Annotated in this window: 20 protein-coding genes; 14 read left to right on the forward strand and 6 right to left on the reverse strand. The window is 55.0% G+C overall.

What is annotated here, in order from left to right; all coding sequences use genetic code 11:
• Positions 1-82: 82 nt before the first annotated feature.
• Positions 83-1318 carry a molybdopterin molybdotransferase MoeA gene (gene moeA / locus OGW17_RS14065; protein WP_071259607.1) on the forward strand — a complete coding sequence of 412 codons (1236 nt, stop codon included), beginning with the start codon at positions 83-85 and terminating at the stop codon, positions 1316-1318.
• Positions 1318-2085, forward strand: a complete 768-nt coding sequence (moeB, locus tag OGW17_RS14070) for a molybdopterin-synthase adenylyltransferase MoeB (RefSeq protein ID WP_071259609.1) — start codon at positions 1318-1320, stop codon at positions 2083-2085. Before moeA ends, moeB begins: the two co-directional genes overlap by 1 nt.
• A gap of 85 nt (positions 2086-2170) precedes the next feature.
• Here moeB and fsa read toward each other — a convergent pair whose 3' ends face one another.
• Positions 2171-2833 (reverse strand): fructose-6-phosphate aldolase, encoded by a 663-nt coding sequence (gene fsa / locus OGW17_RS14075; protein ID WP_071259611.1) that lies wholly within the window; start codon positions 2831-2833, stop codon positions 2171-2173.
• A 135-nt stretch (positions 2834-2968) separates the two neighbouring features.
• On the opposite strand from fsa, the gene OGW17_RS14080 reads away from it, so the two are divergent.
• The 4 genes from OGW17_RS14080 to OGW17_RS14095 all read left to right on the forward strand — a co-directional run bounded on the left by OGW17_RS14080 (position 2969) and on the right by OGW17_RS14095 (position 8699).
• The gene (locus OGW17_RS14080; RefSeq protein WP_071259613.1) at positions 2969-3868 is read left to right on the forward strand and encodes a glycyl-radical enzyme activating protein; all 900 of its coding nucleotides are present in this window, start codon (positions 2969-2971) and stop codon (positions 3866-3868) included.
• Between the two features lie 4 nt (positions 3869-3872).
• On the forward strand, positions 3873-6305 hold the full coding sequence (locus tag OGW17_RS14085; RefSeq protein ID WP_071259616.1) for a glycyl radical protein: 2433 nt from the start codon (positions 3873-3875) through the stop codon (positions 6303-6305).
• 165 nt (positions 6306-6470) lie between these two features.
• On the forward strand, positions 6471-7286 hold the full coding sequence (locus tag OGW17_RS14090) for a Cof-type HAD-IIB family hydrolase (RefSeq protein ID WP_071259619.1): 816 nt from the start codon (positions 6471-6473) through the stop codon (positions 7284-7286).
• A gap of 150 nt (positions 7287-7436) precedes the next feature.
• On the forward strand, positions 7437-8699 hold the full coding sequence (locus tag OGW17_RS14095) for a DUF1479 domain-containing protein (RefSeq protein WP_071259621.1): 1263 nt from the start codon (positions 7437-7439) through the stop codon (positions 8697-8699).
• Here the strand turns inward: OGW17_RS14095 and OGW17_RS14100 are convergent.
• Positions 8696-9769, reverse strand: a complete 1074-nt coding sequence (locus OGW17_RS14100; RefSeq protein WP_024130506.1) for a LacI family DNA-binding transcriptional regulator — start codon at positions 9767-9769, stop codon at positions 8696-8698. The two genes, OGW17_RS14095 and OGW17_RS14100, sit on opposite strands and share 4 nt — an antisense overlap.
• Before the next feature lie 292 nt (positions 9770-10061).
• On the opposite strand from OGW17_RS14100, the gene OGW17_RS14105 reads away from it, so the two are divergent.
• Together OGW17_RS14105 and OGW17_RS14110 are read left to right on the forward strand one after the other, a co-directional pair.
• Positions 10062-11363: an MFS transporter gene (locus OGW17_RS14105; RefSeq protein ID WP_012133145.1), complete on the forward strand. Its 1302-nt coding sequence runs from the start codon at positions 10062-10064 to the stop codon at positions 11361-11363.
• 17 nt (positions 11364-11380) lie between these two features.
• Positions 11381-13744 (forward strand): glycoside hydrolase family 31 protein, encoded by a 2364-nt coding sequence (locus OGW17_RS14110; RefSeq protein WP_071259624.1) that lies wholly within the window; start codon positions 11381-11383, stop codon positions 13742-13744.
• Between the two features lie 82 nt (positions 13745-13826).
• Here the strand turns inward: OGW17_RS14110 and OGW17_RS14115 are convergent, their stop codons facing one another.
• Complete coding sequence (locus OGW17_RS14115) at positions 13827-15422, reverse strand: ABC-F family ATPase (protein ID WP_047457942.1); 1596 nt, start codon at positions 15420-15422, stop codon at positions 13827-13829.
• Between the two features lie 218 nt (positions 15423-15640).
• On the opposite strand from OGW17_RS14115, the gene ldtB reads away from it, so the two are divergent.
• Positions 15641-16561, forward strand: coding sequence for a L,D-transpeptidase (ldtB, locus tag OGW17_RS14120; protein WP_012133148.1), 921 nt, complete (start codon positions 15641-15643; stop codon positions 16559-16561).
• 80 nt (positions 16562-16641) lie between these two features.
• Here the strand turns inward: ldtB and OGW17_RS14125 are convergent, their stop codons facing one another.
• Together OGW17_RS14125 and mntR are read right to left on the reverse strand one after the other, a co-directional pair.
• Positions 16642-17751 (reverse strand): anion transporter, encoded by a 1110-nt coding sequence (locus OGW17_RS14125; RefSeq protein WP_071259628.1) that lies wholly within the window; start codon positions 17749-17751, stop codon positions 16642-16644.
• Positions 17748-18221: a manganese-binding transcriptional regulator MntR gene (mntR, locus tag OGW17_RS14130; RefSeq protein ID WP_012133150.1), complete on the reverse strand. Its 474-nt coding sequence runs from the start codon at positions 18219-18221 to the stop codon at positions 17748-17750. The genes OGW17_RS14125 and mntR overlap by 4 nt, the downstream gene beginning before the upstream one ends.
• A 186-nt stretch (positions 18222-18407) precedes the next feature.
• Here mntR and mntS point away from each other — a divergent pair, with 186 nt between their 5' ends.
• Positions 18408-18536 (forward strand): manganase accumulation protein MntS, encoded by a 129-nt coding sequence (gene mntS / locus OGW17_RS14135; RefSeq protein ID WP_047457949.1) that lies wholly within the window; start codon positions 18408-18410, stop codon positions 18534-18536.
• A 289-nt stretch (positions 18537-18825) separates the two neighbouring features.
• Positions 18826-20412, forward strand: a complete 1587-nt coding sequence (locus OGW17_RS14140) for a phosphoethanolamine transferase (RefSeq protein ID WP_047457951.1) — start codon at positions 18826-18828, stop codon at positions 20410-20412.
• Between the two features lie 135 nt (positions 20413-20547).
• Here OGW17_RS14140 and ompX read toward each other — a convergent pair whose 3' ends face one another.
• Positions 20548-21063: an outer membrane protein OmpX gene (ompX, locus tag OGW17_RS14145; protein ID WP_012133153.1), complete on the reverse strand. Its 516-nt coding sequence runs from the start codon at positions 21061-21063 to the stop codon at positions 20548-20550.
• A 353-nt stretch (positions 21064-21416) separates the two neighbouring features.
• Here ompX and rhtA point away from each other — a divergent pair, with 353 nt between their 5' ends.
• From rhtA to glnH, 3 genes are all read left to right on the forward strand, one after another.
• Entirely contained in the window at positions 21417-22301 is an 885-nt protein-coding gene (rhtA, locus tag OGW17_RS14150; protein WP_012133156.1) for a threonine/homoserine exporter RhtA, read from the forward strand.
• 305 nt (positions 22302-22606) lie between these two features.
• A complete protein-coding gene (gene dps, locus OGW17_RS14155; protein WP_012133159.1) occupies positions 22607-23110 on the forward strand; it encodes a DNA starvation/stationary phase protection protein Dps in 504 nt (167 codons plus the stop codon).
• A gap of 364 nt (positions 23111-23474) precedes the next feature.
• The gene (glnH, locus tag OGW17_RS14160) at positions 23475-24221 is read left to right on the forward strand and encodes a glutamine ABC transporter substrate-binding protein GlnH (protein ID WP_012133160.1); all 747 of its coding nucleotides are present in this window, start codon (positions 23475-23477) and stop codon (positions 24219-24221) included.
• The last annotated feature ends 77 nt before the right edge of the window (positions 24222-24298 follow it).

Genomic DNA, 24298 nt, shown 5'->3' on the forward strand with positions numbered 1-24298 from the left:
CCTAAGTCTGAGGTGGCATACAGCCTGCCCGCATTTTCTGACATAATAGACGGATTCGATTTTGCCTCGCAGGAGTGTTTTCATGGAATTTACCGCCGGACTGATGCCGCTTGAAACGGCGCTCACCCAGATGTTGTCGCGCATTACGCCACTCACGGCATTCGAAACCCTGCCGCTGGTTCACTGTTTTGGCCGCATCCTGGCAAACGATGTGGTCTCCCCGCTGGACGTTCCGGGATTCGATAACGCCGCAATGGACGGTTACGCGGTGCGTTTGGCGGATCTGACCGCTGGTCAACCGCTGCCGGTGGCGGGGAAAGCCTTTGCCGGGCAACCGTTCCAGGGGGAATGGCCTGCTGGCGCCTGTATCCGCATTATGACCGGCGCGCCGGTGCCTGCGGGGTGTGAGGCGGTGGTCATGCAGGAACAGACGGAGCAAACCGACGAGGGCATCCGCTTTACCGCTGACGTTCGTAACGGACAAAACATCCGCCGCCGTGGGGAAGACATCACCCATGACGCCGTGGTTTTCCCGGCGGGGACTCGCCTGACCACCGCAGAACTGCCGGTACTGGCTTCGCTGGGCATCGCCGAAGCGCAGGTCGTGCGCAAAGTGCGCGTGGCGCTGTTCTCCACCGGCGATGAACTGCAATTGCCGGGTCAGCCGCTGGGCGACGGGCAAATTTATGATACCAACCGCTTAACCGTACACTTGATGCTTGAGCAGTTAGGCTGCGAGGTGATCAATCTCGGGATCATTCGCGATAACCCGCAGCAGCTACGCGCCGCCTTTATCGAAGCCGACAGCCAGGCCGATGTGGTCATCAGCTCTGGCGGCGTTTCAGTGGGCGAGGCGGATTACACCAAAACGATCCTTGAAGAGCTGGGAGAAATCGCGTTCTGGAAACTGGCGATTAAACCGGGCAAACCGTTCGCCTTCGGTAAACTGAGCAACAGCTGGTTCTGCGGTCTGCCGGGCAACCCGGTCTCTGCGGCGCTGACGTTCTATCAGCTCGTGCAGCCGTTGCTGGCGAAACTTAGCGGCAATATCGCCAGCGGTCTGCCAGCGCGCCAGCGCGTGCGTACCGCTTCACGGCTGAAGAAAACGCCGGGTCGTCTTGATTTTCAGCGCGGCATTCTGCAACGCACGGCCGACGGCGAACTGGAAGTCACCACCACGGGACACCAGGGTTCGCATATTTTCAGCTCCTTTAGCATGGGTAACTGTTTTATTGTGCTGGAACGCAATCGCGGTAACGTTGACGCGGGCGAATGGGTGGAAGTAGAGCCGTTTAACGCGCTGTTTGGAGGCCTGTAATGGCGGAACTCAGCGACCAGGAGATGATGCGCTACAACCGGCAAATCATTCTGCGAGGGTTCGATTTTGAAGGACAGGAAGCGCTAAAGGATGCGCGGGTGCTGGTCGTTGGCCTGGGCGGACTCGGGTGTGCGGCAACGCAGTACCTCGCGGGCGCGGGCGTTGGGCAGCTCACGCTGCTCGACTTTGACACCGTTTCAGTGTCGAACCTGCAACGCCAGACGCTGCACAGCGATGCCACCGTCGGGCAGCCGAAGGTGGATTCGGCGCGCGAGGCGCTGGCGCGCATTAACCCTTATATCACCCTTACACCGATCAACGCCCTGCTGGACGAACCGGCGCTGAATGCGCTTATCGCCGGGCACGATCTGGTGCTGGACTGTACTGACAATGTTGCCATCCGTAATCAGCTTAATGCCGGATGTTTCGCCGCCAAAGTGCCGCTGGTTTCCGGCGCCGCCATCCGTATGGAAGGACAGATCACCGTCTTTACCTGGCAGGAAGGCGAACCCTGCTACCGCTGTCTGAGCCGTCTGTTTGGCGAGAACGCCCTCACCTGCGTGGAAGCGGGCGTCATGGCGCCGCTGATAGGGGTGATCGGTTCATTGCAGGCAATGGAAGCCATCAAATTGCTGGCGCATTACGGTCAACCCGCACCCGGCAAAATTGTGATGTACGACGCGATGACCTGTCAGTTCCGCGAAATGAAATTAATGCGCAATCCGGGTTGCGAGGTATGCGGAGCACAGGTGCCAAATGGCGGCTGACGATGGTTTGTAGGCCCGGCAAGCGCAGCGCCCCGGGCATGTTGCCGGATGGCGGCGTAAACGCCTTATCCGGCCTACGCGTCGCTCAAAGTGACGTTCGTCCGAACGCGCCTTGCCAGTCTTGCTCAAACTTCGCTACTGCGGCATCGACAGCCGGATAACTGATAAGCTGCTGCGCAACATCCAGCGGCAGGGTGATGGATTCACACCCGGCCAACAGGCAGTCCAGCGCCTGACGCGGCGTTTTAAAACTGGCCGCCAGCACTTTGGCGTGCGGGGCGTGCATTTTCAGTAGCTGCTGCAAATCATTAACCGTCTGAATACCGTTCCCGCCCTGTGCGTCCACGCGGTTAACGTAAGGCGCAACGTAGTCGGCACCTGCCAGCGCGGATAACAACCCTTGCGCCGCGCCGTAAACCGCCGTCCCTAGCGTCGGAATACCTTCCACTTTCAACAATTTAATCGCTGCCAGTCCTTCGGCTGTAACCGGCACTTTTACCACGATATCAGGAATAATCGCCCGCAGCTTACGCGCATCGCTGGCCATTCCTTGCGCCGTGCTCGCCATCACCTGAGCGAATAAACGCCCCTGCCCGCCCATCGCGTCGTACAATTCCGGGAGTAACACCTCCAACGGTTTTTTACCTGCCGCCACGATACTGGGATTCGTCGTCACCCCTGCCAGCGGGAATATACGCGCCAGCGATTTCACGGCCTCAACGTCAGACGTATCCAGATAGAGTTCCATAACCATTCCTCAAACTGTGAGATTTTGCATAGTTTAAGACTATCACGACAAAACCTCTCTGAGAGTTGACCTGCGTCAACATAACTTTCATTCGAAAGTTATTTAATCTTTATACGAAAGAAAGAGAGGCCGTTTATGATTTTCAATATTCAGCGCTATTCTACCCATGATGGCCCCGGCATTCGCACCGTTGTCTTCCTGAAAGGCTGCTCGCTGGGCTGCCGCTGGTGCCAGAACCCGGAAAGCCGCGCACGCGCCAGAGATCTCTTATACGATGCGCGCCTGTGCCTTGACGGGTGCACGCTGTGCGCGCAAGCCGCGCCAGAGGTGATCGAACGCGCGCTGAACGGCCTGCTTATTCATCGCGAAAAACTGACCGATGCGCATATGGACGCCCTCACCCACTGCTGCCCCACTCAGGCGTTAACCGTCTGCGGCGAAACAAAGCGCGTGGAAGAGATCATGGACACCGTGCTGCGCGACAAGCCGTTTTACGATCGCAGCGGCGGCGGTATAACGCTCTCCGGCGGCGAGCCCTTTATGCAGCCGGAACTGGCCGCCGCGTTGTTCAAAGCCAGCCATGATGCGGGTATCCATACCGCGGTCGAAACCTGTCTGCACGTACCGTGGAAATATATCGAACCGTCCCTGCCGAATGTCGATCTGTTCCTCGCCGATTTAAAACACATTGCCGAGGCGCCGTTTAAGCAGTGGACCGATGGCAGCGCTTCTCGCGTACTGGAAAACCTGAAAAAGCTCGCTGCCGCCGGTAAAAAAATGATCATCCGCGTGCCGCTCATTCAGGGTTTTAACGCCGATGAAGAGGCGATCAAAGCCATTACCGATTTTGCCGCCGACGAACTGCACGTCGGTGAGATCCATTTTCTGCCCTATCACACGCTGGGCATCAATAAATACCACTTACTCAGTCAGCCCTACTATGCCCCGGACAAACCACTTGATGCGCCCGCGTTGCTTGATTTTGCGCAGCAGTACGCCAGCAGCAAAGGTTTAACCGCGACTTTACGAGGATAATCCCATGACCACACTGAAACTGGATACGCTCAGCGACCGCATCAAAGCGCATAAAACCGCGCTGGTGCACATTGTGAAGCCGCCCGTATGTACGGAGCGCGCGCAGCACTACACCGAGATGTATCAGCAACATCTGGATAAGCCGATTCCGGTTCGTCGCGCGCTGGCGCTGGCGCACCATCTGGCGGAACGCACTATCTGGATCAAACATGACGAACTGATTATCGGCAACCAGGCAAGCGAAGTGCGCGCCGCGCCGATCTTCCCGGAATACACCGTCTCGTGGATTGAAAAAGAGATCGACGATCTGGCCGATCGCCCTGGCGCCGGTTTTGCGGTCAGCGAAGAGAACAAACGCGTTTTACACGCCGTGTGCCCGTGGTGGCGTGGTCAGACGGTACAGGACCGCTGCTACGGCATGTTTACCGATGAGCAAAAAGGCCTGCTGGAAACCGGCATCATTAAAGCCGAGGGCAACATGACCTCCGGCGACGCGCATCTGGCGGTAAACTTCCCGCTGCTGCTGGAAAAAGGTCTTGATGGTCTGCGTGACAAGGTGGCGGAACGCCGTTCGCGCATTAACCTGACCATACTGGAAGACCTGCACGGCGAGCAGTTCCTGAAGGCGATTGATATCGTGCTGGAGGCGGTCAGCCTGCACATCAAACGTTTTGCCGACCTGGCGCGTCAGATGGCGGCGACAGAAAGCCGTGAAAGCCGCCGTGACGAACTGCTGGCGATGGCGGAGAACTGCGATCTCATCGCCCATCAGCCGCCGCAGACGTTCTGGCAGGCGCTGCAACTGTGCTATTTCATCCAGCTGATTTTGCAAATCGAGTCTAACGGTCACTCCGTCTCGTTTGGACGTATGGACCAGTATCTCTGGCCGTATTACCGTCGTGATGTGGAGCAAAACCAGACGCTGGATCGCGAACACGCGATTGAACTGCTGCACAGCTGCTGGCTGAAGCTGCTGGAAGTGAACAAGATCCGCTCCGGCTCTCACTCCAAAGCCTCAGCGGGCAGCCCGCTGTATCAGAACGTCACCATTGGCGGTCAGAGTCTGGTCAACGGTCAGCCGGTGGATGCGGTCAATCCGCTCTCTTACGCCATTCTGGAGTCCTGCGGCCGCCTGCGTTCCACCCAGCCGAACCTCAGCGTGCGCTATCACGCCGGAATGAGCAACGACTTCCTCGATGCCTGCGTGCAGGTTATTCGCTGCGGCTTTGGGATGCCCGCGTTCAATAACGACGAAATCGTTATCCCGGAATTTATTAAACTCGGTATCGACCCACAAGACGCTTACGACTACGCGGCCATCGGCTGTATCGAAACCGCCGTGGGCGGCAAATGGGGCTACCGCTGCACCGGCATGAGCTTCATTAACTTTGCCCGCGTGATGCTGGCAGCGCTGGAAGGCGGTCGCGACGCCACCAGCGGTAAAGTCTTCCTGCCGCAGGAAAAGGCGCTCTCCGCCGGTAACTTCACCAGCTTCGATGAAGTGATGGACGCCTGGGATACGCAGATTCGCTACTACACGCGCAAATCGATCGAAATCGAGTACGTGGTTGACACCATGCTGGAAGAGAACGTCCATGACATTCTCTGCTCGGCGCTGGTGGATGATTGCATCGAACGCGCGAAGAGCATCAAGCAAGGCGGCGCGAAATATGACTGGGTTTCCGGTTTGCAGGTCGGTATCGCTAACCTCGGCAACAGCCTGGCGGCGGTGAAAAAACTGGTCTTTGAACAGGGGGCTATCGGCCAACAGCAGCTTGCCGCCGCACTGGCCGATGACTTTGAAGGCCTCACTCATGAACAGTTACGCCAGCGGCTGATCAACGGCGCGCCAAAATACGGTAACGACGATGACACCGTCGATACCCTGCTGGCCCGCGCTTATCAGACCTATATCGACGAGCTGAAGCAGTATCACAACCCGCGTTACGGTCGCGGCCCGACCGGCGGCAACTATTACGCCGGAACCTCGTCCATCTCTGCAAACGTACCGTTTGGCGCGGCAACGATGGCGACGCCGGATGGCCGTAAAGCGCATACCCCGCTGGCGGAAGGGGCAAGCCCGGCTTCCGGCACCGACCATCTCGGTCCAACGGCGGTTATTGGCTCCGTCGGCAAACTGCCTACCGGCTCAATTCTCGGCGGCGTGTTGCTCAACCAGAAGCTGAACCCGGCGACGCTGGAGAACGAATCCGACAAGCAGAAACTGATGGTACTGCTGCGCACTTTCTTCGAAGTGCATAAAGGCTGGCATATTCAGTACAACATCGTGTCGCGCGAAACGCTGCTGGACGCGAAGAAGCACCCGGATCAGTATCGCGATCTGGTGGTCAGGGTGGCCGGTTATTCCGCCTTCTTTACCGCGCTGTCGCCGGATGCGCAGGACGATATCATCGCCCGTACTGAACATATGTTGTAAAAATATGCCCGGTAGCGCTTCGCTTACCCGGCCTACATATTCCCCCGTAGGCCGGATAAGGCGAAGCCGCCACCCGGCTTTCTGACTTTCATTCGAAATTAAATTTGTGCTCCCCGTCACCTTGTTATTAGAATGTTTCAAAACGCAGTGACCCAGGAGCAATGTATGACCGTTAAAGTTATCGTCACTGATATGGACGGAACTTTTCTCGACGACGCCAAAAAGTACGATCACGCACGATTTATGGCGCAGTATCAGGAACTAAAAAAACGCGGCATCGAATTTGTCGTCGCCAGCGGCAATCAGTATTACCAACTTATTTCCTTTTTCCCCGAGCTGAAAGACGAAATTTCCTTCGTCGCGGAAAATGGCGCGCTGGTTTATGAGCATGGCAAGCAGCTGTTTCATGGCGAACTGACCCGGCATGAATCCCGTATTGTGATTGGCGAGCTGTTAAAAGATAAGCAGCTTAATTTTGTCGCCTGCGGCCTGAAAAGCGCTTATGTCAGCAAACATGCGCCGGAATCTTTTGTGGCGCTGATGTCGAAGCACTACCACCGCCTGCAACCCGTGAAAGATTACCAGGACATTGACGATGTTCTGTTTAAGTTTTCACTGAACCTGCCAGACCAGCAGATCCCCTTCGTGGTTGATGCGCTGCATACGTCGCTGGACGGCATTATGAAACCCGTGACCAGCGGCTTCGGCTTCATCGACTTAATCATACCGGGATTACACAAAGCGAACGGCATCAGCCGTCTGTTGAAACGCTGGGATCTTTCGCCGCAAAACGTGGTGGCGATTGGCGACAGCGACAACGATGCGGAAATGCTGAAAATGGCGCGGTACGCTTTCGCGATGGCGAACGCCGCAGACAACATCAAAGCCCTCAGCCGTTATCATACCGAGGATAACAACCATCAGGGGGCGTTAAACGTGATTCAGGCCGTACTGGATAACGCCCCGCCTTTTAACGTCTGATTCCAGATACCGGAGCGCTGCTCCGGTTCCCTCCTGCTTTTCCATTCTGCGCACCGCATCAAGTTTTTAAACTTGCATTAACTTATTTATAACTTATATTGTCATTTGTAATTAATTTAAGTTTCGAATGAAAGTCAATGCGAGGTGGTTATGGCTTTAACCTTCACAAGCGATACATTACCGGTCGATCATAAAGCGGCGATCCGGCAGATGAAGCAGGCGTTGCGGGCGCAGCTCGGTGATGTGCAGGGCGTTTTTGACAGGCTCAGCGAGGTGATTGCCACACGCGTGGCGGAAATCAATACGCTCAAAGCGCAGGGCGATGCGGTCTGGCCTGCGCTGTCTTACGCGGATATCCAGTCCGGCGCCATCACGGCAGCGCAGCGTGAACAGATCAAGCGGCGCGGATGCGCGGTCATTAAGGGCCATTTCCCGCGGGAACAGGCGCTGGCATGGGATCAATCCATGCTGGATTATCTGGATCGCAACCATTTTGATGAGGTGTACAAAGGTCCCGGCGATAACTTCTTCGGCACGTTAACCGCCTCCCGCCCTGAAATTTATCCGATTTACTGGTCGCAGGCGCAGATGCAGGCTCGTCAGAGCGAAGAGATGGCGAACGTTCAGTCTTTCCTTAATCGGCTGTGGACATTTGAAAGCGACGGCAGACAGTGGTTCAACCCGGATATCAGCGTGATCTACCCGGATCGCATCCGCCGCCGCCCGCCCGGCACCACCTCAAAAGGTCTGGGGGCGCATACCGATTCCGGCGCGCTGGAACGCTGGCTGCTGCCCGCCTATCAACGGGTTTTCGCCAGTATCTTTAACGGCGAACTGGAGAAGTACGATCCCTGGCATGCCGCCCACCGTACCGAAGTCGAAGAGTATACGGTCGATAACACCACCAAATGCTCGGTTTTCCGCACCTTCCAGGGGTGGACGGCGCTGTCAGATATGCTGCCGGGCCAGGGCTTGCTGCATGTGGTGCCGATTCCAGAAGCGATGGCGTATATCCTGTTACGCCCCCTGCTGGATGACGTTCCTGAAGATGAACTGTGCGGCGTTGCGCCAGGCCGGGTGCTGCCGGTTTCGCAACAATGGCATCCGCTGCTGATTGAGGCATTGACCAGTATTCCGCAACTGGAGGCCGGGGACTCCGTCTGGTGGCATTGCGATGTGATCCACTCCGTCGCGCCGGTGGAAAATCAGCAAGGCTGGGGGAACGTGATGTACATCCCCGCCGCGCCGATGTGTGAGAAAAACCTGGCTTACGCGCACAAGGTCAAAGCCGCGCTGGAAACGGGCGCATCGCCAGGCGATTTCCCGCGTGAAGATTACGAAACAAACTGGGAAGGCCGTTTTACGCTGAGCGATCTGAACGTTCACGGAAAACGCGCGCTGGGCATGAGTTAAGCGTCATACAGCCCTTCCCGCTCTACGGCGGTGCGTCGTTTCCCTGGACGTATCCGCCGCACCGACTCCCGCACCGTCAACGTGCCGTTCAGCAACAGCGTACCGATTGGCGCATTCGGACGAACCAGACGTTGTTGCAGCATATGTACCGCCTCCGTCCCCAGCTCATCGCGCGGCACATGCACTGCCGTTAACGGCACATCCTGAATTTCCGCCAGATTAAAGCCGTCAATACTCATCACTGACACATCCTGCGGCACGCGAAGGCCGCGCTTTTGCAACGCGCTGATGACGCCCGCAGCCATAAAATCACCGCCGACCAAAAACGCCGTCGGCAATGCCTTATCCGGCGTATTCGCCAGCCATTCGCTGACCCGCTGCTCCGCCTCTTTCGCACTGAAACTCGGCGATACCAGTAAATCCCGCTTATCGTTAAATTTCAGATTATGGGTTTGCCAGGCGTCGCGAATGCCGGCCAGACGCAGCTCCATCGTGTAGCGACGCAGACAGAGCACCGTCATCACGTCGCGATGCCCCATTGAAAAAAGATAATCAGCGGCAAGTTCGCCAATGGCGCGGTGATCGGGCGAAACGGCTGGCAAACGCATTCGCTGGTCGCGGCAATTAATCAATACGCAGGGTTTCCCCACGTCCACCGCCAAATCGTGAATATGCGGATCGTCAATCCCTAACAAAATCGCCGCCTGCGTTTCCGCTTCGTTCATCCGCGCGAGGAAAAGCTGCGCGTCACTGTCCAGTTCCTCAAGCGCGCAATAACGCAGCCGTACTTCATACGCCGTCAGCCCTTTACTCACGTTCTGAATCACGCGGTAGTAAAAGATGTCGGACCGCTCATCAAACGCCCGCTGCGGCGCAAAGACCACCAGACTATTCAGCAACAGCCTGCCTGCCGCCATCCCGTCCATGACGCCCAGCTCCCGCGCGCACTCCAGCACTTTGTTGCGCGCTTTTTCACTGGTATTTGCCTTCCCCGCCAGCACGCGGGAAACGGTGCTGACGGAAAGCTGCGTCCGCGCGGCAATTTCGCTGATTTTGAGCCTTTTATCCATTTTGTGATCTTGCTCCATTTGCTAAATGAAAAAATTTTCATAACGCACAAACAGGGAAATAACTGGCTTAACGTCCATCTTGCCAGAGCGATACCGTTAGTAATGAGAAAACTTGCACAAAATCCGCTATTGCCCGCCCATTTTCTCACTTAACCTGAACTTGTCACACAACTTACATACTAGTTGTATAGCAACTAAGAATAAATAAAAAGATAACTTTCAATGAGATAACAATATTTGTGTGACACCCAAATGTTTATTTCCCCTACCGTCCGTCTTGTGGAGAAAAGAAATGAGTCAGGACATCAATAACACTGTCGCCGCGAGTAAAACCCGCCGCGTCATCAAAAATTTGCGCTGGTATGTGCTGGTGCTGTTCTTACTGGGTGTGACCGTTAACTACATCACGCGTAACTCGCTGGGTATCCTGGCGCCGGAGCTAAAAGAGAGTCTGGGGATCACCACCGAGCAATACTCCTGGATTGTCGGCGCGTTCCAGATTGCCTACACCATTTTCCAGCCCCTGTGCGGCTGGCTGATCGATGTGATTGGCCTGAAGATTGGCTTTATGGTCTGCGCCGGGATCTGGGCGCTGATGTGTATCTTCCACGCGGGCGCCGGAAGCTGGCTGCATCTGGCTATTTTGCGCTTCTTTATGGGCGCATCTGAAGCGGCCGCTACGCCAGCCAACGCCAAAACCATCGGCGAATGGTTCCCGAAATCAGAGCGTCCGGTCGCGGCGGGCTGGGCGGGCGTCGGCTTCTCAATTGGCGCCATGCTGGCGCCGCCAATCATCTACTTCGCGCACGCCTCATTCGGCTGGCAGGGCGCATTTATGTTTACCGGCGTGCTGGCACTGCTGTGGGTGATCCTGTGGTGGGCGTTCTACCATAACCCGGAACAGCACCCGAACCTGAGTGAAGAGGAGCTGGAGTATATCAAGCAGGATAACGAGCCTCCGGCCGTGAAACTGCCCTTCCTGACCGCGCTGAAAACCGTGTCGAAAAATAAACGTTTCTACGGTATCGCGATCCCGGCCTTTATGGCAGAACCGGCCTGGGCGGTACTGAGTTTCTGGGTGCCGCTGTATCTGGCGAAGGAACACGGTATGGATCTGAAGCAGATCGCCATGTTCGCCTGGCTGCCGTTCCTCGCCGCCGATCTCGGCAGCGTGGCGAGCGGCTATCTCACCCGCCTGTATACCCGTCTGTTTGGCTGCTCTCGCGTTAACTCCGTGGTGGCAAGCTCCGTGACCGGCGCGTTTCTGATGATTTCTCTCGGCATCGTGGCCATTACCCGCGATCCGTATATCACCATCGTGCTGATCTCCATTGGCGGCTTCGGTCATCAGATCATCTCCTGCATGCTAAGCGCGCTGGTCGTGGAGTCGTTTGATAAAGGCCAGATGGCGACCGTCAACGGAATGCGCGGCTCTGCGGCGTGGATCGCCAGCTTCCTCTTCTCTCTGTTAATTGGCGTTACCGCCGACAAAATCGGCTTTAACCCGCTCTTTATCGCCATGGGGTTCTTTGACCTGATTGGCGCTGTTTTCCTGGTGGCATTTATTGCTGAACGTCGCGCCAAGCGCGCCTGATAGTGGATGTATTGCGTATGAAAACCCTGAAAAACTGGATTGTAGAGAAACAGTCGGCCCATCATCTGGAACTGCTGGTCGATGGTCAACACCATCTGTGCCTGTACGTACTGGAAGAAAATCTGTTTCGCGTGCTGATCAAACGTAAAGGCGAACTGGCATTAGACAGAACCTGGAGTATCGCCCCGGCGCAGGATGTGCCGTGGGAAGGCCGCAGCCGTGAGGATGTCAGCGGCTTTAGCTGCCCGGCCTGGCAACTGACGCAGCAGGATAGCGCGCTGATTGTCGCTACTGAGCAACTGCGCGTGACCGTCCACCAGCCGCTGTGGCTGGAGTGGCACTACCGTGACGAGGCGGGCGACTGGCAGCCGCTGGTCAACGACCGCCCCACCAGCGCCTATCTGCTGAACGCTCACGGCGACGGCGTAGCGCACTATTTAAGCCGCCGTAAAGATGAACGTTTTTACGGTCTGGGCGAGAAAGCGGGCGACCTGCAACGCAACGGCCAACGCTATGAGATGCGCAACCTTGACGCGATGGGCTATAACGCGGTCAGCACCGATCCGCTGTACAAACATATTCCATTCACCATCGCCCGCCGCGATGACGTCAGCTACGGTCTGTTTTACGACAACCTGAGCAGCTGCTGGCTGGATCTGGGCAATGAAATCGACAACTATCACACCGCCTATCGCCGCTGGCAGGCGGAAGCGGGCGATATCGATTACTACATCTTTACCGGCAAGCGTGTGCTGGATGTCACCAAAGCCTTTGTGCGCCTGACGGGGAAAACCCTGTTCGGGCCGAAGTGGAGCCTGGGTTACAGCGGCTCAACCATGCATTACACCGATGCGCCGGACGCGCAAAACCAGCTGATGAACTTTATCCGTCTGTGCAATGAACACGCGATTCCGTGCGATTCGTTCCAGCTTTCATCTGGCTACACCTCCATTAACGGCAAACGCTACGTCTTTAACTGGAACTACGACAAGGTGCCGCAGCCGAAAGTGATGACCCAGGCATTCCACGATGCGGGGTTGAAGCTGGCGGCCAACATTAAACCGTGTCTGTTGCAGGATCACCCGCGCTACAACGAAGTCGCGGAAAGAGGGTTATTTATCCGTGATTCGGAAACCGACGCGCCGGAACGTTCAAGTTTCTGGGATGACGAAGGTTCTAACCTTGATTTCACCAATCCGCAAACCGTCGCCTGGTGGCAGGAAGGCGTCACCACGCAGTTGCTGGAGATGGGGATCGACTCCACCTGGAACGACAACAACGAGTTCGAAGTGTGGGATGGCGAAGCCCGCTGCCACGGCTTTGGCCGCGAAATCGCCATCAAACATATTCGCCCGGTCATGCCGCTGTTGATGATGCGCGCCTCGCTGGAAGCGCAGCAGCGCTTTGCGCCGGAAAAACGCCCGTACCTGATCTCCCGTTCCGGCTGCGCCGGGATGCAGCGTTACGTGCAAACCTGGAGCGGCGATAACCGCACCAGTTGGGATACCCTGCGCTACAACACCCGCATGGGGCTGGGGATGAGTCTGTCCGGGCTGTATAACGTGGGTCACGACGTCGGCGGTTTCTCTGGCGATAAACCGGATGCGGAGCTGTTCGTGCGCTGGGTACAGAACGGCGTGATGCACCCTCGCTTTACCATCCACTCATGGAATGACGATCATACGGTGAATGAGCCGTGGATGTACCCGGGCGTGACGCCGGCGATTCGTAGCGCGATTGAGCTACGTTACCGTCTGCTGCCCTACTTCTACACGCTGCTGTGGCAGGCGCATGCCGACGACGAGCCGATGTTGCGCCCCACTTTCCTCGACCACGAGCACGACGCGCAAACCTTCGCAGAGTGCGACGACTTCCTGCTTGGCCGCGATATTCTGGTGGCAAGCGTGGTGGAACCCGGTCAACGTGAACGCCGCGTCTGGCTGCCGGATAACGAAACCGGTTGGTACGATTTCGATAGCCACGAATGGTTCTCTGGCGGCCAGTGGATCACGCTGAACGCGCCGCTGGAAAAACTGCCGCTGCTGGTACGCGCCGGTGCAGGTCTGCCGCTGAGCGAACGGATCACCCATGTCAGCGCTGAACGCGACGATACCCGCGAGCTGAAACTGTTCCCGGTCAAAGGCGTGGGGACAACGTCCGGTCTGCTGTTTGAAGACGATGGCGAAAGCTGGGGTTATCAGACGGGCAATGCCCTGTGGGTGGAATGGGAGATGGTGTGCGATGGGGCGACCGTCAACCTGAGGATCAACGCGCGTGGCGACTATCGTCCGGCATGGAACGCGTTGAAGGTATCGTTACCGGCGGGGGAAAAACGCACGCTGCGGGTGAATGGCGTTGAAGGGAGTGAGTGGGTGCTCTGAAAATTGCCGGGTGGCGGCTTCGCCTTACCCGGCCTACAAACTGTAGCGTAGGCCCGGTAAGCGTAGCGCCACCGGGCTTTTTTTAGCCGTCGATCCCTTTACTACGCAGATAATCTTCGTAGTTGCCGCTGAAGTCCACCACGCGCTGCGGCGTAATTTCCAGCACGCGCGTCGCCAGCGAGCTAACAAACTCACGGTCGTGAGAAACGAAAATCAGCGTGCCCTGATACATCTCCAGCGCCATGTTCAGCGATTCGATCGATTCCATATCCAGGTGGTTGGTCGGTTCGTCCATCACCAGGATATTCGGTTTCTGCATCATCAGCTTACCGAACAACATACGCCCTTTTTCACCACCGGAGAGCACCTTCGCCGGTTTTCTGATATCGTCCTGGCTGAACAACAGACGGCCAAGAATGCTGCGTACAGCCTGCTCGTCATCGCCTTCCTGCTTCCACTGACTCATCCATTCAAACACCGTCAGGTCATTTTCGAACTCATATTCGTGATCCTGCGCGTAATACCCAATGCGCGCGTTCTCTGACCATTTCACGGTGCCGTTATCCGGCGCCAGATCGCCCACCAGCGTTTTCAGCAACGTGGATTTACCCACGCCGTTAGTCCCGAGTACCGCAAGCTTTTCGCCCACTTCCAGCAGCAGATTAACGCCCTTGAACAGCGGGCCATTATCAAAGCCTTTCGCGAGCGCTTCCACTTCCAGCGCGTTACGGAACAGCTTCTTATCCTGTTCAAAACGGATGAACGGGTTCTGACGGCTGGAGGCCTTCACCTCATCAAGCTTAATTTTATCAATCTGACGGGCACGAGACGTTGCCTGGCGAGACTTAGACGCGTTAGCGCTAAAGCGGCTGACGAAAGATTGCAGGTCTGCAATCTGCGCCTTTTTCTTGGCGTTATCGGCCAGCAGGCGTTCACGCGCCTGGGTGGCGGCAGTCATATACTCGTCGTAGTTACCCGGGTAAATGCGCAGTTCGCCGTAATCCAGATCCGCCATATGCGTACACACCATATTCAGGAAGTGACGGTCGTGCGAAATGATGATCATGGTGCTGTCACGTTCGTTCAGTACCTGCTCCAGCCAACGGATCGTGTCGATGTCGAGGTTGTTGGTCGGTTCATCAAGCAGCAGGATATCGGGGTCGGAAAACAGCGCCTGCGCCAGCAGGACACGCAGTTTCCAGCCTGGCGCGACTTCGCTCATCGGGCCGTAGTGCTGCTCAACCGGAATACCCACGCCCAGCAGCAGTTCGCCCGCGCGCGCTTCGGCAGAGTAACCATCCATTTCGCCGTATTTCACTTCCAGATCGGCCACTTTATAGCCATCTTCTTCACTCATTTCCGGCAGCGCGTAGATGCGGTCGCGTTCCTGTTTTACTTCCCACAGTTCAACATGCCCCATGATCACTGTGTCGAGTACGCTAAACTCTTCGAAGGCAAACTGATCCTGGCGCAGCTTACCGATACGCTCGTTTGGATCGAGAGAGACGTTGCCCAGCGTCGGTTCGAGATCGCCGCCGAGGATTTTCATAAAAGTGGATTTACCGCTACCGTTGGCGCCAATCAGGCCGTAACGGTTGCCGCCGCCAAATTTGACGGAAATATTTTCAAACAGCGGCTTGCTGCCGAACTGCATGGTGACGTTGCTGGAAACTAACACTGGCGTATCCTGAAAAATATGTGACAAACCGCTTATTATGCCACAAGTCTTAAATAAGATCGCGCCTCACGGTAAGCCGCTAAAATTGTCCTCACGGGAAAAAAATGTGATTTCGTACACATCTGAATTCCCACTTAACGGGAATGCACATATAATGCGCTCCCAACATGACAGAATTCTCAACCCAATAGCCTGCCAGGCACTGAATCTCGCATAACATGAATATGAAATTAACAACGTTTTTCGCGGCGGCCCTCGCTGTAGTTGGCTTTTGCAGCACCGCCTCAGCGGTGACTTATCCTTTACCGACCGATGGCAGTCGCGTCGTTGGTCAAAACCAGGTGATCACTATCCCGGAAGGCAATACCCAACCGCTGGAGTATTTTGCGGCTGAATACCAGATGGGGCTGTCTAACATGCTGGAAGCGAACCCGGGTGTTGATACCTTCCTGCCAAAAGGCGGTACGGTGCTGAACATTCCTCAGCAGCTGATCCTGCCGGACACCGTGCATGAAGGCATTGTCATTAACAGTGCGGAAATGCGTCTGTACTACTACCCGAAAGGCACCAACACGGTGATCGTCCTGCCGATTGGTATCGGTCAGTTAGGGAAAGACACGCCAATCAACTGGACAACGAAAGTTGAGCGTAAGAAAGCAGGCCCGACCTGGACGCCGACGGCGAAAATGCATGCCGAATACCGCGCGGCGGGCGAACCGCTGCCTGCCGTCGTGCCGGCTGGCCCGGATAACCCGATGGGTCTGTACGCGCTGTACATTGGTCGTCTGTATGCGATTCATGGCACCAACGCCAACTTCGGTATCGGCCTGCGCGTCAGCCACGGCTGCGTCCGTCTGCGTAACGACGACATCAAGTTCCTGTTTGAAAATGTGCCGGTCGGCACCCGCGTACAGTTTATCGACGAGCCGGTGAAAGCGACTACTGAGCCAGATGGCAGCCGTTACATTGAAGTCCATAACCCTCTGTCTACCACGGAAGCGCAGTTCGAAGGCGGCGAGATCGTACCGATTAACCTGAACAAAAGCGTTCAGAGCGTCACCAGCCAGCCTGATGTCGATCAGTCTGTGGTTGAGCAGGCCGTTCAGAACCGTTCCGGTATGCCGGTTCGTCTGAACTGATCAGAGCAATGTGCCGGGTGGCGACTCTCGCCTTACCCGGCCTACCGCGTTAGCCCGATAAGCGTAGCGCCATCGGGCCATCACTTCAGCAGCAACAATCCATATCCCACCAGCGCCGCCCAGAGCAGCATCGGCAACGAATACCAATGAAACCGCCACCAGATACGCCGATCATTTGCCATCCGCAATGCAATCAGATTCGCCAGCGATCCCGGTAGCAAACCAAAACCACCGATATTGACCGCCCAGGCCAGCAACGCGGTCGGCGGAACGTAGTTGAGCAATAAAATCGTGGCGGGCACATTGCTGATAAACTGCGACAGACCGAGCGCAGTCAGCCAAAGCCCCGGCGCAGAGAGCGTTTCAACATGGCGCAGTACGCCCTGTAACACCGGTAGCTGTATCAATAAATGCACGTCGATAAACATTGCCATAAACACCAGCAGTAACGTCCAGTCGACGCTCAGTACCACGCGGCGCGCCAGGACGATGAACCCTGCCGCCACAATCGCCAGCCCCCAGAGTTCCTGCTTCAGTTCAAGCGCGGTCAGAAACACGATATACAACCCAGAACAGCTCCACACCAGGCGCGGTTGCCACTCAGGGGCGCGCGTACCGGTATGGTATTGCAACGCCTTCCCCGGAAAACAAAGGCCGCACAGCACCAACAGCGTCAGCATCATCACGGCGGCAAGCGGCGCCATCTGCCAGACAAAAGCCGCAAATGAGAGACCGGAACGCCCCCACAACAAAATATTTTGCGGATTGCCAATCGGCGTGAGCAGCGAACCGGCGTTGACCGCCAGCGCCTCAAAGATAATCAGCCGGTTTACCGGAATCGCACACAGTCTTTTCAGGGTAATGGTCAGCGGAACGACGATAAACAGCGCCACATCGTTGGTCAGGAACGTTGACAGCACCGCCGCTGCCAGCACCATAAACATTGCCAGACGGCGTTCCGTTTTAAAACGACGAACCATTCTGCGGCCCAGCACATCAAAATATCCGCTCAGCTCAACGCCTTTGGTCAGCAGCATCAAACCGCTCAGCGTAATAATGGTGTGCCAGTCAATTGCACCCGGCCAGGTGCGGGGAGTAAACGGGACGAACAGACTGAGTCCGGCCCCGACAAGGAGTAATAACAGCAGGAAACGATCGCGTCTTAATGCCCGCAGAAAAGGAAAACTCATTCAGAAGGCGTTCCGTGCTTTTGCGTAAACAGGCGGAAAGCCTCAAGCGTTTCCTGGCTTACATGGTGCTCCATCCCTTCCGCATCGCGGCGTGCGATTTCCGGGCTGACGCCCAGCACCAGTAAAAAGTTTTCCACGATCTGGTGGCGTTCACGGCTTTCCTGCGCCAGCTTCTCGCCTTCTGCGGTCAGGAATACCCCGCGCCAGGGGATCATTTCGATAAGCCCTACCGACGCCAGACGCTTGAGCATCTTGGCGACCGTCGGCTGGGAAACGCCAAGTCGCGCCGCCATATCAACCTGACGCGCTTCACCGACCTCGATAATTAAATCGGAAATCAGCTCAACGTAGTCATCAATCAGTTCACGGCGATGCGCTTCCCTGACCTGGCGGAACCCTTCGACGTGTTCTTCGACATTCACTAATTGCGTCACTTTTTTTGTTGTTGGCGTACCTGCGCGACGACTCATTCTGCTTCCTCGTTACTGTGACGCGTTAATTGCATCTGGCTGGAGTGGGCCCATTGTAAACCAGAGTTGCACAGGCTCAAAAATTTAACGTTTTAGCAATAGCTATATAATATAGCCTGTGCTATATCTGTATGTAATGCAGGCATCCCTCACGGATCGATGGGATCGTAAAGTCAGGAGGTTTCTATGAACGAATTTAAGAGGTGTATGCGCGTGTTTAGCCACTCTCCCTTTAAAGTACGGTTAATGCTGCTGTCCATGCTGTGTGACATGATCAACGGCAAACCCGAGCAGGATCAGCCCTCGTCAAAATAACGCGGCGTCGCGGTACGCCGCTCCATTTTGACGCCATCTTCGCGGCCATCAAGGCGCGCTCGCGCTGTGTTTTATCTCAATACCCTTTCTTTTTGTCGGTTTTGCTGCCCCCTTCGCAAAACATTTTCCTTGTAGTAGTTGACCTTCTTATACACACGCTCTATCGTTGCGCAGCCCTGCATATATTGCGGCTCGCAGATGCGGACCCCATCCCCTCTTCACGCACTTTCCGGCAGGTATTGACCCTTAACGCCAGGGTGAGCACATGGCGTTTTTGCAATAGTGGCATATGAATTTAACCCTCAAAGACTCGCTTATTGCCCGCAGCAGGGCCATTAGCCCGTGGACTGGCTTCTACTTTTTACAGTCGCTGCTGATTAACCTCGCGTCGGGCTACCCGTTTAGCCTGTTCTATACAGCGGCCTTTACCTGCCTATTGTTGTTGCTCTGGCGCACCGCGCCGCGCGCGCAAAAGGTGTTGATCGGGCTATGCTCGCTGATCGCCGCCATGTATTTCCCGTTCGGCCAGGCCTACGGCTCGCCAAACTTTAATACGCTGCTGGCGCTGCATTCGACCAACGTGGAAGAGTCCACCGAAATCCTGACCATCTTCCCGTGGTACAACTATCTGGTAGGTCTCTTTATCTTTGTACTGGGCGTGATTGCCGTTCGCCGTAAGCAAGAGACGGAGAAAAAAGCCTGGCGCGTTGTGGACAGCGTGTGTCTGCTGTTCAGCGTCATCGCCTTCTTTGTCGCGCCGGTGCAAAACCTGGCGTGGGGCGGCGTGTTTAAATTAAAAGACACCGGTTACCCGGTTTTTCGCTTCGTGAAGGATGTCATCGTCAACAACAATGAGGTGATTGAGGAGCAAGAGCGGATGGCGAAGCTGTCCGGGATGAAAGATACCTGGACGGTCACTGCGGTTAAGCCCCGATACCATACCTACGTGGTGGTGATCGGTGAAAGCGCGCGGCGTGACGCAATGGGCGCATTCGGCGGTCACTGGGATAACACCCCGTTCGCCAGTACCGCCAACGGTTATTTTTTCATGGATTACGTTGCCGCCAGCGGCTCAACGCAAAAATCGCTCGGTTTAACGCTCAACCGCGTGGTCGACAACAAGCCGCAATTCCAGGATAACTTTGTGACGCTGGCCAACCGTGCCGGTTTCCAGACCTGGTGGTTCTCGAATCAGGGGCAAATCGGCGAATACGATACGGCTATCGCCAGCATCGCGAAACGTGCCGATGAAGCGCACTTCCTGAAAAGCGGAGACTTCGAAGCCGACAAGAATACGCGTGACGATGCGCTGTTAAAAATGACCGCCCAGGTACTGGAGACAGAACGCACGCAGCCGCAGTTAATCGTGCTGCACCTGATGGGCTCGCACCCGCAGGCCTGCGATCGCACGCAGGGAAAATACGACGTTTTCGTGCAGTCGAAAGAGACCTCTTGCTACCTGTACACCATGACCCAAACGGACGCGCTGCTGGGAAAACTGTACGCGCAGTTGCGTAACAGCGGCGACAGCTTCTCTATGGTCTACTTCTCGGATCATGGCCTCGCATTTAAAGAGCGCGGGAAAGAGGTGCAGTATCTGGCGCATGACGACAGGTATCAGCAGAATTTTCAGGTGCCGTTTATGGTGCTTTCCAGCGATGACAAAGCGCATCGCGTGATTAAAGCGCGCCGCTCGGCAAATGATTTCTTAGGCTTTTTCTCACAATGGACGGGGATCAGCGCGAAGGAGATTAAAACCAAATACCGTTTTATCTCTGAGCAGAAAGCCGGGCCGGTCTTCATCACCAACTTCAAGTTGCAGAAGGTGGATTACAACCATCTGGGTACGGATATTTTTAGTACCAAACAGCGCTAAACCTGTAGGCCTGATAAGACGCCTCAGCGTCGCCATCAGGCATTGCCGGATGGCGGCATAAATACCTTATCCGGCCTACACATCAGACAAAAAAAATCCGCCCCGAGGGGCGGATTTTTCATATCACCGAAGTGATTAGAAGCGGTAACCAACACCGGCGATCCAGGTGCCGACGTCCACGTTACGGATACGGCTCTGCTCATAAGAGAAGTCCAGCGCAACGTTTTCGATCGGGTTGAACTGCAAACCGGCACCGTAGGAGAAACCGTAGTCGCTGGTGTCGTGTTTGTCAGCCGGAGTGGCAGCAGTCTGGAATTTACCGTAACCCACACCAACAACACCGTAGATGCTTGCCCAGTCGTTCAGACGGTAAGCAGGACCGGCGGTGAGGCCGTAGTACTGAGTTTTGTTGTAATCGCCAGCACCGTTAGTACGATCTTTTTCTGTGTAGGTGAAGGAACCGATTACGCCCAGCGGGTTGTTGTCCTGCTCGTAGCGATACTTCAGGTTAAAACCGTTCATTTTGTTCGCTGCGCCCTGAGCATCGCTCTGAGCGTAACCACCCGTAACGGTAGAAGTAGCAGCTACAGCAGTACCTGCGGAAATAGCCAGAACAGCGGCCAGTGCTGAAAGACATGCAATTTTTTTCATAACCACCTCAAATGTGCTTCAAGTAAATCCTAAGTTATAAATATATCAAAAATTGATGAGAAACTCTTTGCGATTCGCGATGTCTAACGGGTCTTTTCGTGTAACAGAACATTTCCATAACCCGCTATCTCTTTCAAATAACATCACTTTTCCGGTGAAGCGCACCATTATTACGCGCACAATATGGTACATTCATCCAGATAATTCCTAATTACGCAGTTTATTAATCCATCAATTCATCGATATTTTACGGATTCTCCGGGATTTTTTTTCAACGAATACTCAACCGTCAGAGGTTATTTCTATTACACTGCCTTTTTTACTTCTATTGACATTAATTGACAGGAGAAAGGATGCCGGGGTCGTCACGTAAGCCAGTCTGGCTGCCTATTTTGGTTTTGCTCATTGCGATGTCCTCTATTCAGAGCGGAGCCTCGCTGGCGAAATCGCTGTTCCCTCTCGTCGGGGCGCCGGGCGTTACCGCACTGCGTCTGGCACTAGGCACGCTAATCCTGATTGCGTTCTTTAAGCCCTGGCGTCTGCGCTTTGCCAGAGAACAGCGGCTGCCGCTCCTGTTTTACGGTCTGTCGCTTGGCGGGATGAACTACCTGTTTTACCTGTCGATTCAGACGGTGCCGCTCGGCATCGCCGTTGCGCTGGAGTTCACCGGGCCGCTGGCGGTCGCGCTGTTCTCGTCCAGACGGCCTGTCGATTTCATCTGGGTTGTGCTGGCCGTGCTTGGACTCTGGTTCCTGTTGCCGCTTGGTCAGGGCGTATCGCATGTTGATTTAACGGGTGCCGCGCTGGCGCTCGGCGCAGGCGCCTGCTGGGCTATCTATATTCTGACCGGGCAGCGGGCGGGTGAAGAACACGGCCCCGCGACCGTGGCGGTAGGCTCGCTCATTGCGGCGATCGTTTTCGTTCCGGTTGGCGCGCTACAGGCGGGAGAGGCATTATGGCACTGGTCGATTCTCCCGCTGGGTCTGGCTGTCGCCGTGCTGTCAACGGCGCTGCCCTACTCGCTGGAAATGATCGCGCTGACGCGACTGCCCACGCGAACGTTTGGGACGCTGATGAGCATGGAGCCCGCGCTGGCTGCCGTTTCGGGGATGATTTTCCTGGGAGAAACGCTGACGCTGGTGCAGCTTCTGGCCCTGGCCGCCATCATTGCCGCCTCGATGGGGTCCACGCTCACCATCCGGCGGGAAACGAAAATTCAGCAAGTCGACATTAATTAACGTTACAATTCTGCATGATTTGCATAATCATGCAGAATATTGCTTTTATCCTTCTCATTATTATTATCTCCGCTATTTTTCTGCTGCCTGCAAACCTATTTATGTTTATCGCTCATAGTGAATGAGAATTATTAACATGCTGACGCTTAATTTAATAACATATTGATTTTTAATAATTTTCAATATTAAACACTTTCTGCGCTATTAAAGTGATAGGCACAGACAGAAAAGCAAAATGAAAAACCGGTGCTATACTTAGTTTCGTTAATTACCTGGGACACAAAACATCAAGAGGATATGAGATTATGAGTACCGCTAAACTGGTAAAAACGAAAGCGTCTAATCTGCTTTATACCCGCAACGATGTATCAGACAGCGATAAGAAAGCGACGGTTGAGTTGCTGAATCGTCAGGTGATCCAGTTCATTGACCTGTCACTGATCACTAAGCAGGCTCACTGGAATATGCGCGGTGCTAACTTTATTGCCGTACATGAGATGCTGGATGGCTTCCGTACAGCGCTGACCGACCACCTTGATACCATGGCAGAACGTGCCGTACAGCTGGGTGGCGTGGCATTAGGGACAACGCAAGTGATTAACAGCAAAACACCGCTGAAAAGCTATCCGCTGGATATCCATAGCGTTCAGGATCACCTGAAAGAGCTGGCGGATCGTTACTCTGTTGTCGCCAATGACGTTCGTAAAGCCATCAGCGAAGCCAAAGACGAAGACACTGCTGATATCTTTACCGCTGCTTCCCGCGACCTCGATAAATTCCTGTGGTTCATCGAAGCCAACATCGAATAAGCAGCATGATAAGTAAGACCTATGAACCCTCGCTTCGGCGGGGGTTTTGCACTTTTATAGTGCATTAAATTTCTTCCGCCCTGCCGTAAAGTAAAATATTTGTAATAATCACCTCACACAATCGTTAACGAGAGATTGTTTTAGCAACAATTTTTGCGCTAAATAGTCATACCGTTTGCACCCGATTCGGTCTGCACTAAATCAGTGCCCCAAAACGGTGCAATCCGTCAGTTTTGCCACGCTTATTGTGCATTAAAATGAAACGCCTTCTTTTTAAAACAATGAGTTGCATAATTGGCACGATTCTTTCATTACGCCATATGTTCTCGCAGGGGATCGCCCCGTGGATATAAAAGGAAATGCTATGAAGTCTGTATTAAAAGTTTCACTGGCTGCACTTACCCTGGCTTTTGCGGTGTCTTCTCACGCCGCGGATAAGAAACTCGTCGTGGCAACCGACACGGCGTTCGTTCCGTTTGAATTCAAACAGGGCGACAAATACGTTGGCTTTGATGTGGATCTGTGGGCCGCTGTCGCGAAAGAGCTGAATCTGGACTACACCCTGAAACCGATGGATTTCAGCGGCATCATCCCGGCGCTGCAAACCAAAAACGTCGACCTGGCGCTGGCAGGCATCACGATCACCGACGAACGTAAAAAAGCGATCGACTTCTCTGACGGCTATTACAAAAGCGGTCTGTTGGTCATGGTGAAAGCCAATAACAACGATGTGAAAAGCGTGAAAGACCTCGACGGCAAAGTGGTTGCGGTGAAGAGCGGCACCGGTTCTGTCGATTACGCGAAAGCAAACATCAAAACCAAAGATCTGCGTCAGTTCCCGAACATCGATAACGCCTACATGGAACTGGGCACCAACCGCGCAGACGCTGTTCTGCACGATACGCCAAACATCCTCTATTTCATCAAAACCGCGGGCAATGGTCAGTTCAAAGCGGTAGGTGAGTCTCTGGAAGCGCAGCAATACGGCATCGCCTTCCCGAAAGGCAGCGACGAACTGCGTGAGAAAGTGAACGGCGCGCTGAAAACGCTGCGTGAAAACGGCACCTATAACGAAATCTACAAAAAATGGTTCGGTACTGAACCTAAATAATAACGCTGTATTTTAGCTCGTTACGCCCGGTAGTGCTTGCGCTTACCGGGCGTACAGGCCTTTGAGTATTTTCACCA

The organism is Citrobacter sp. CK181, assembly GCF_030333595.1.
Classification (GTDB): Bacteria; Pseudomonadota; Gammaproteobacteria; order Enterobacterales; family Enterobacteriaceae; genus Citrobacter_B; species Citrobacter_B koseri.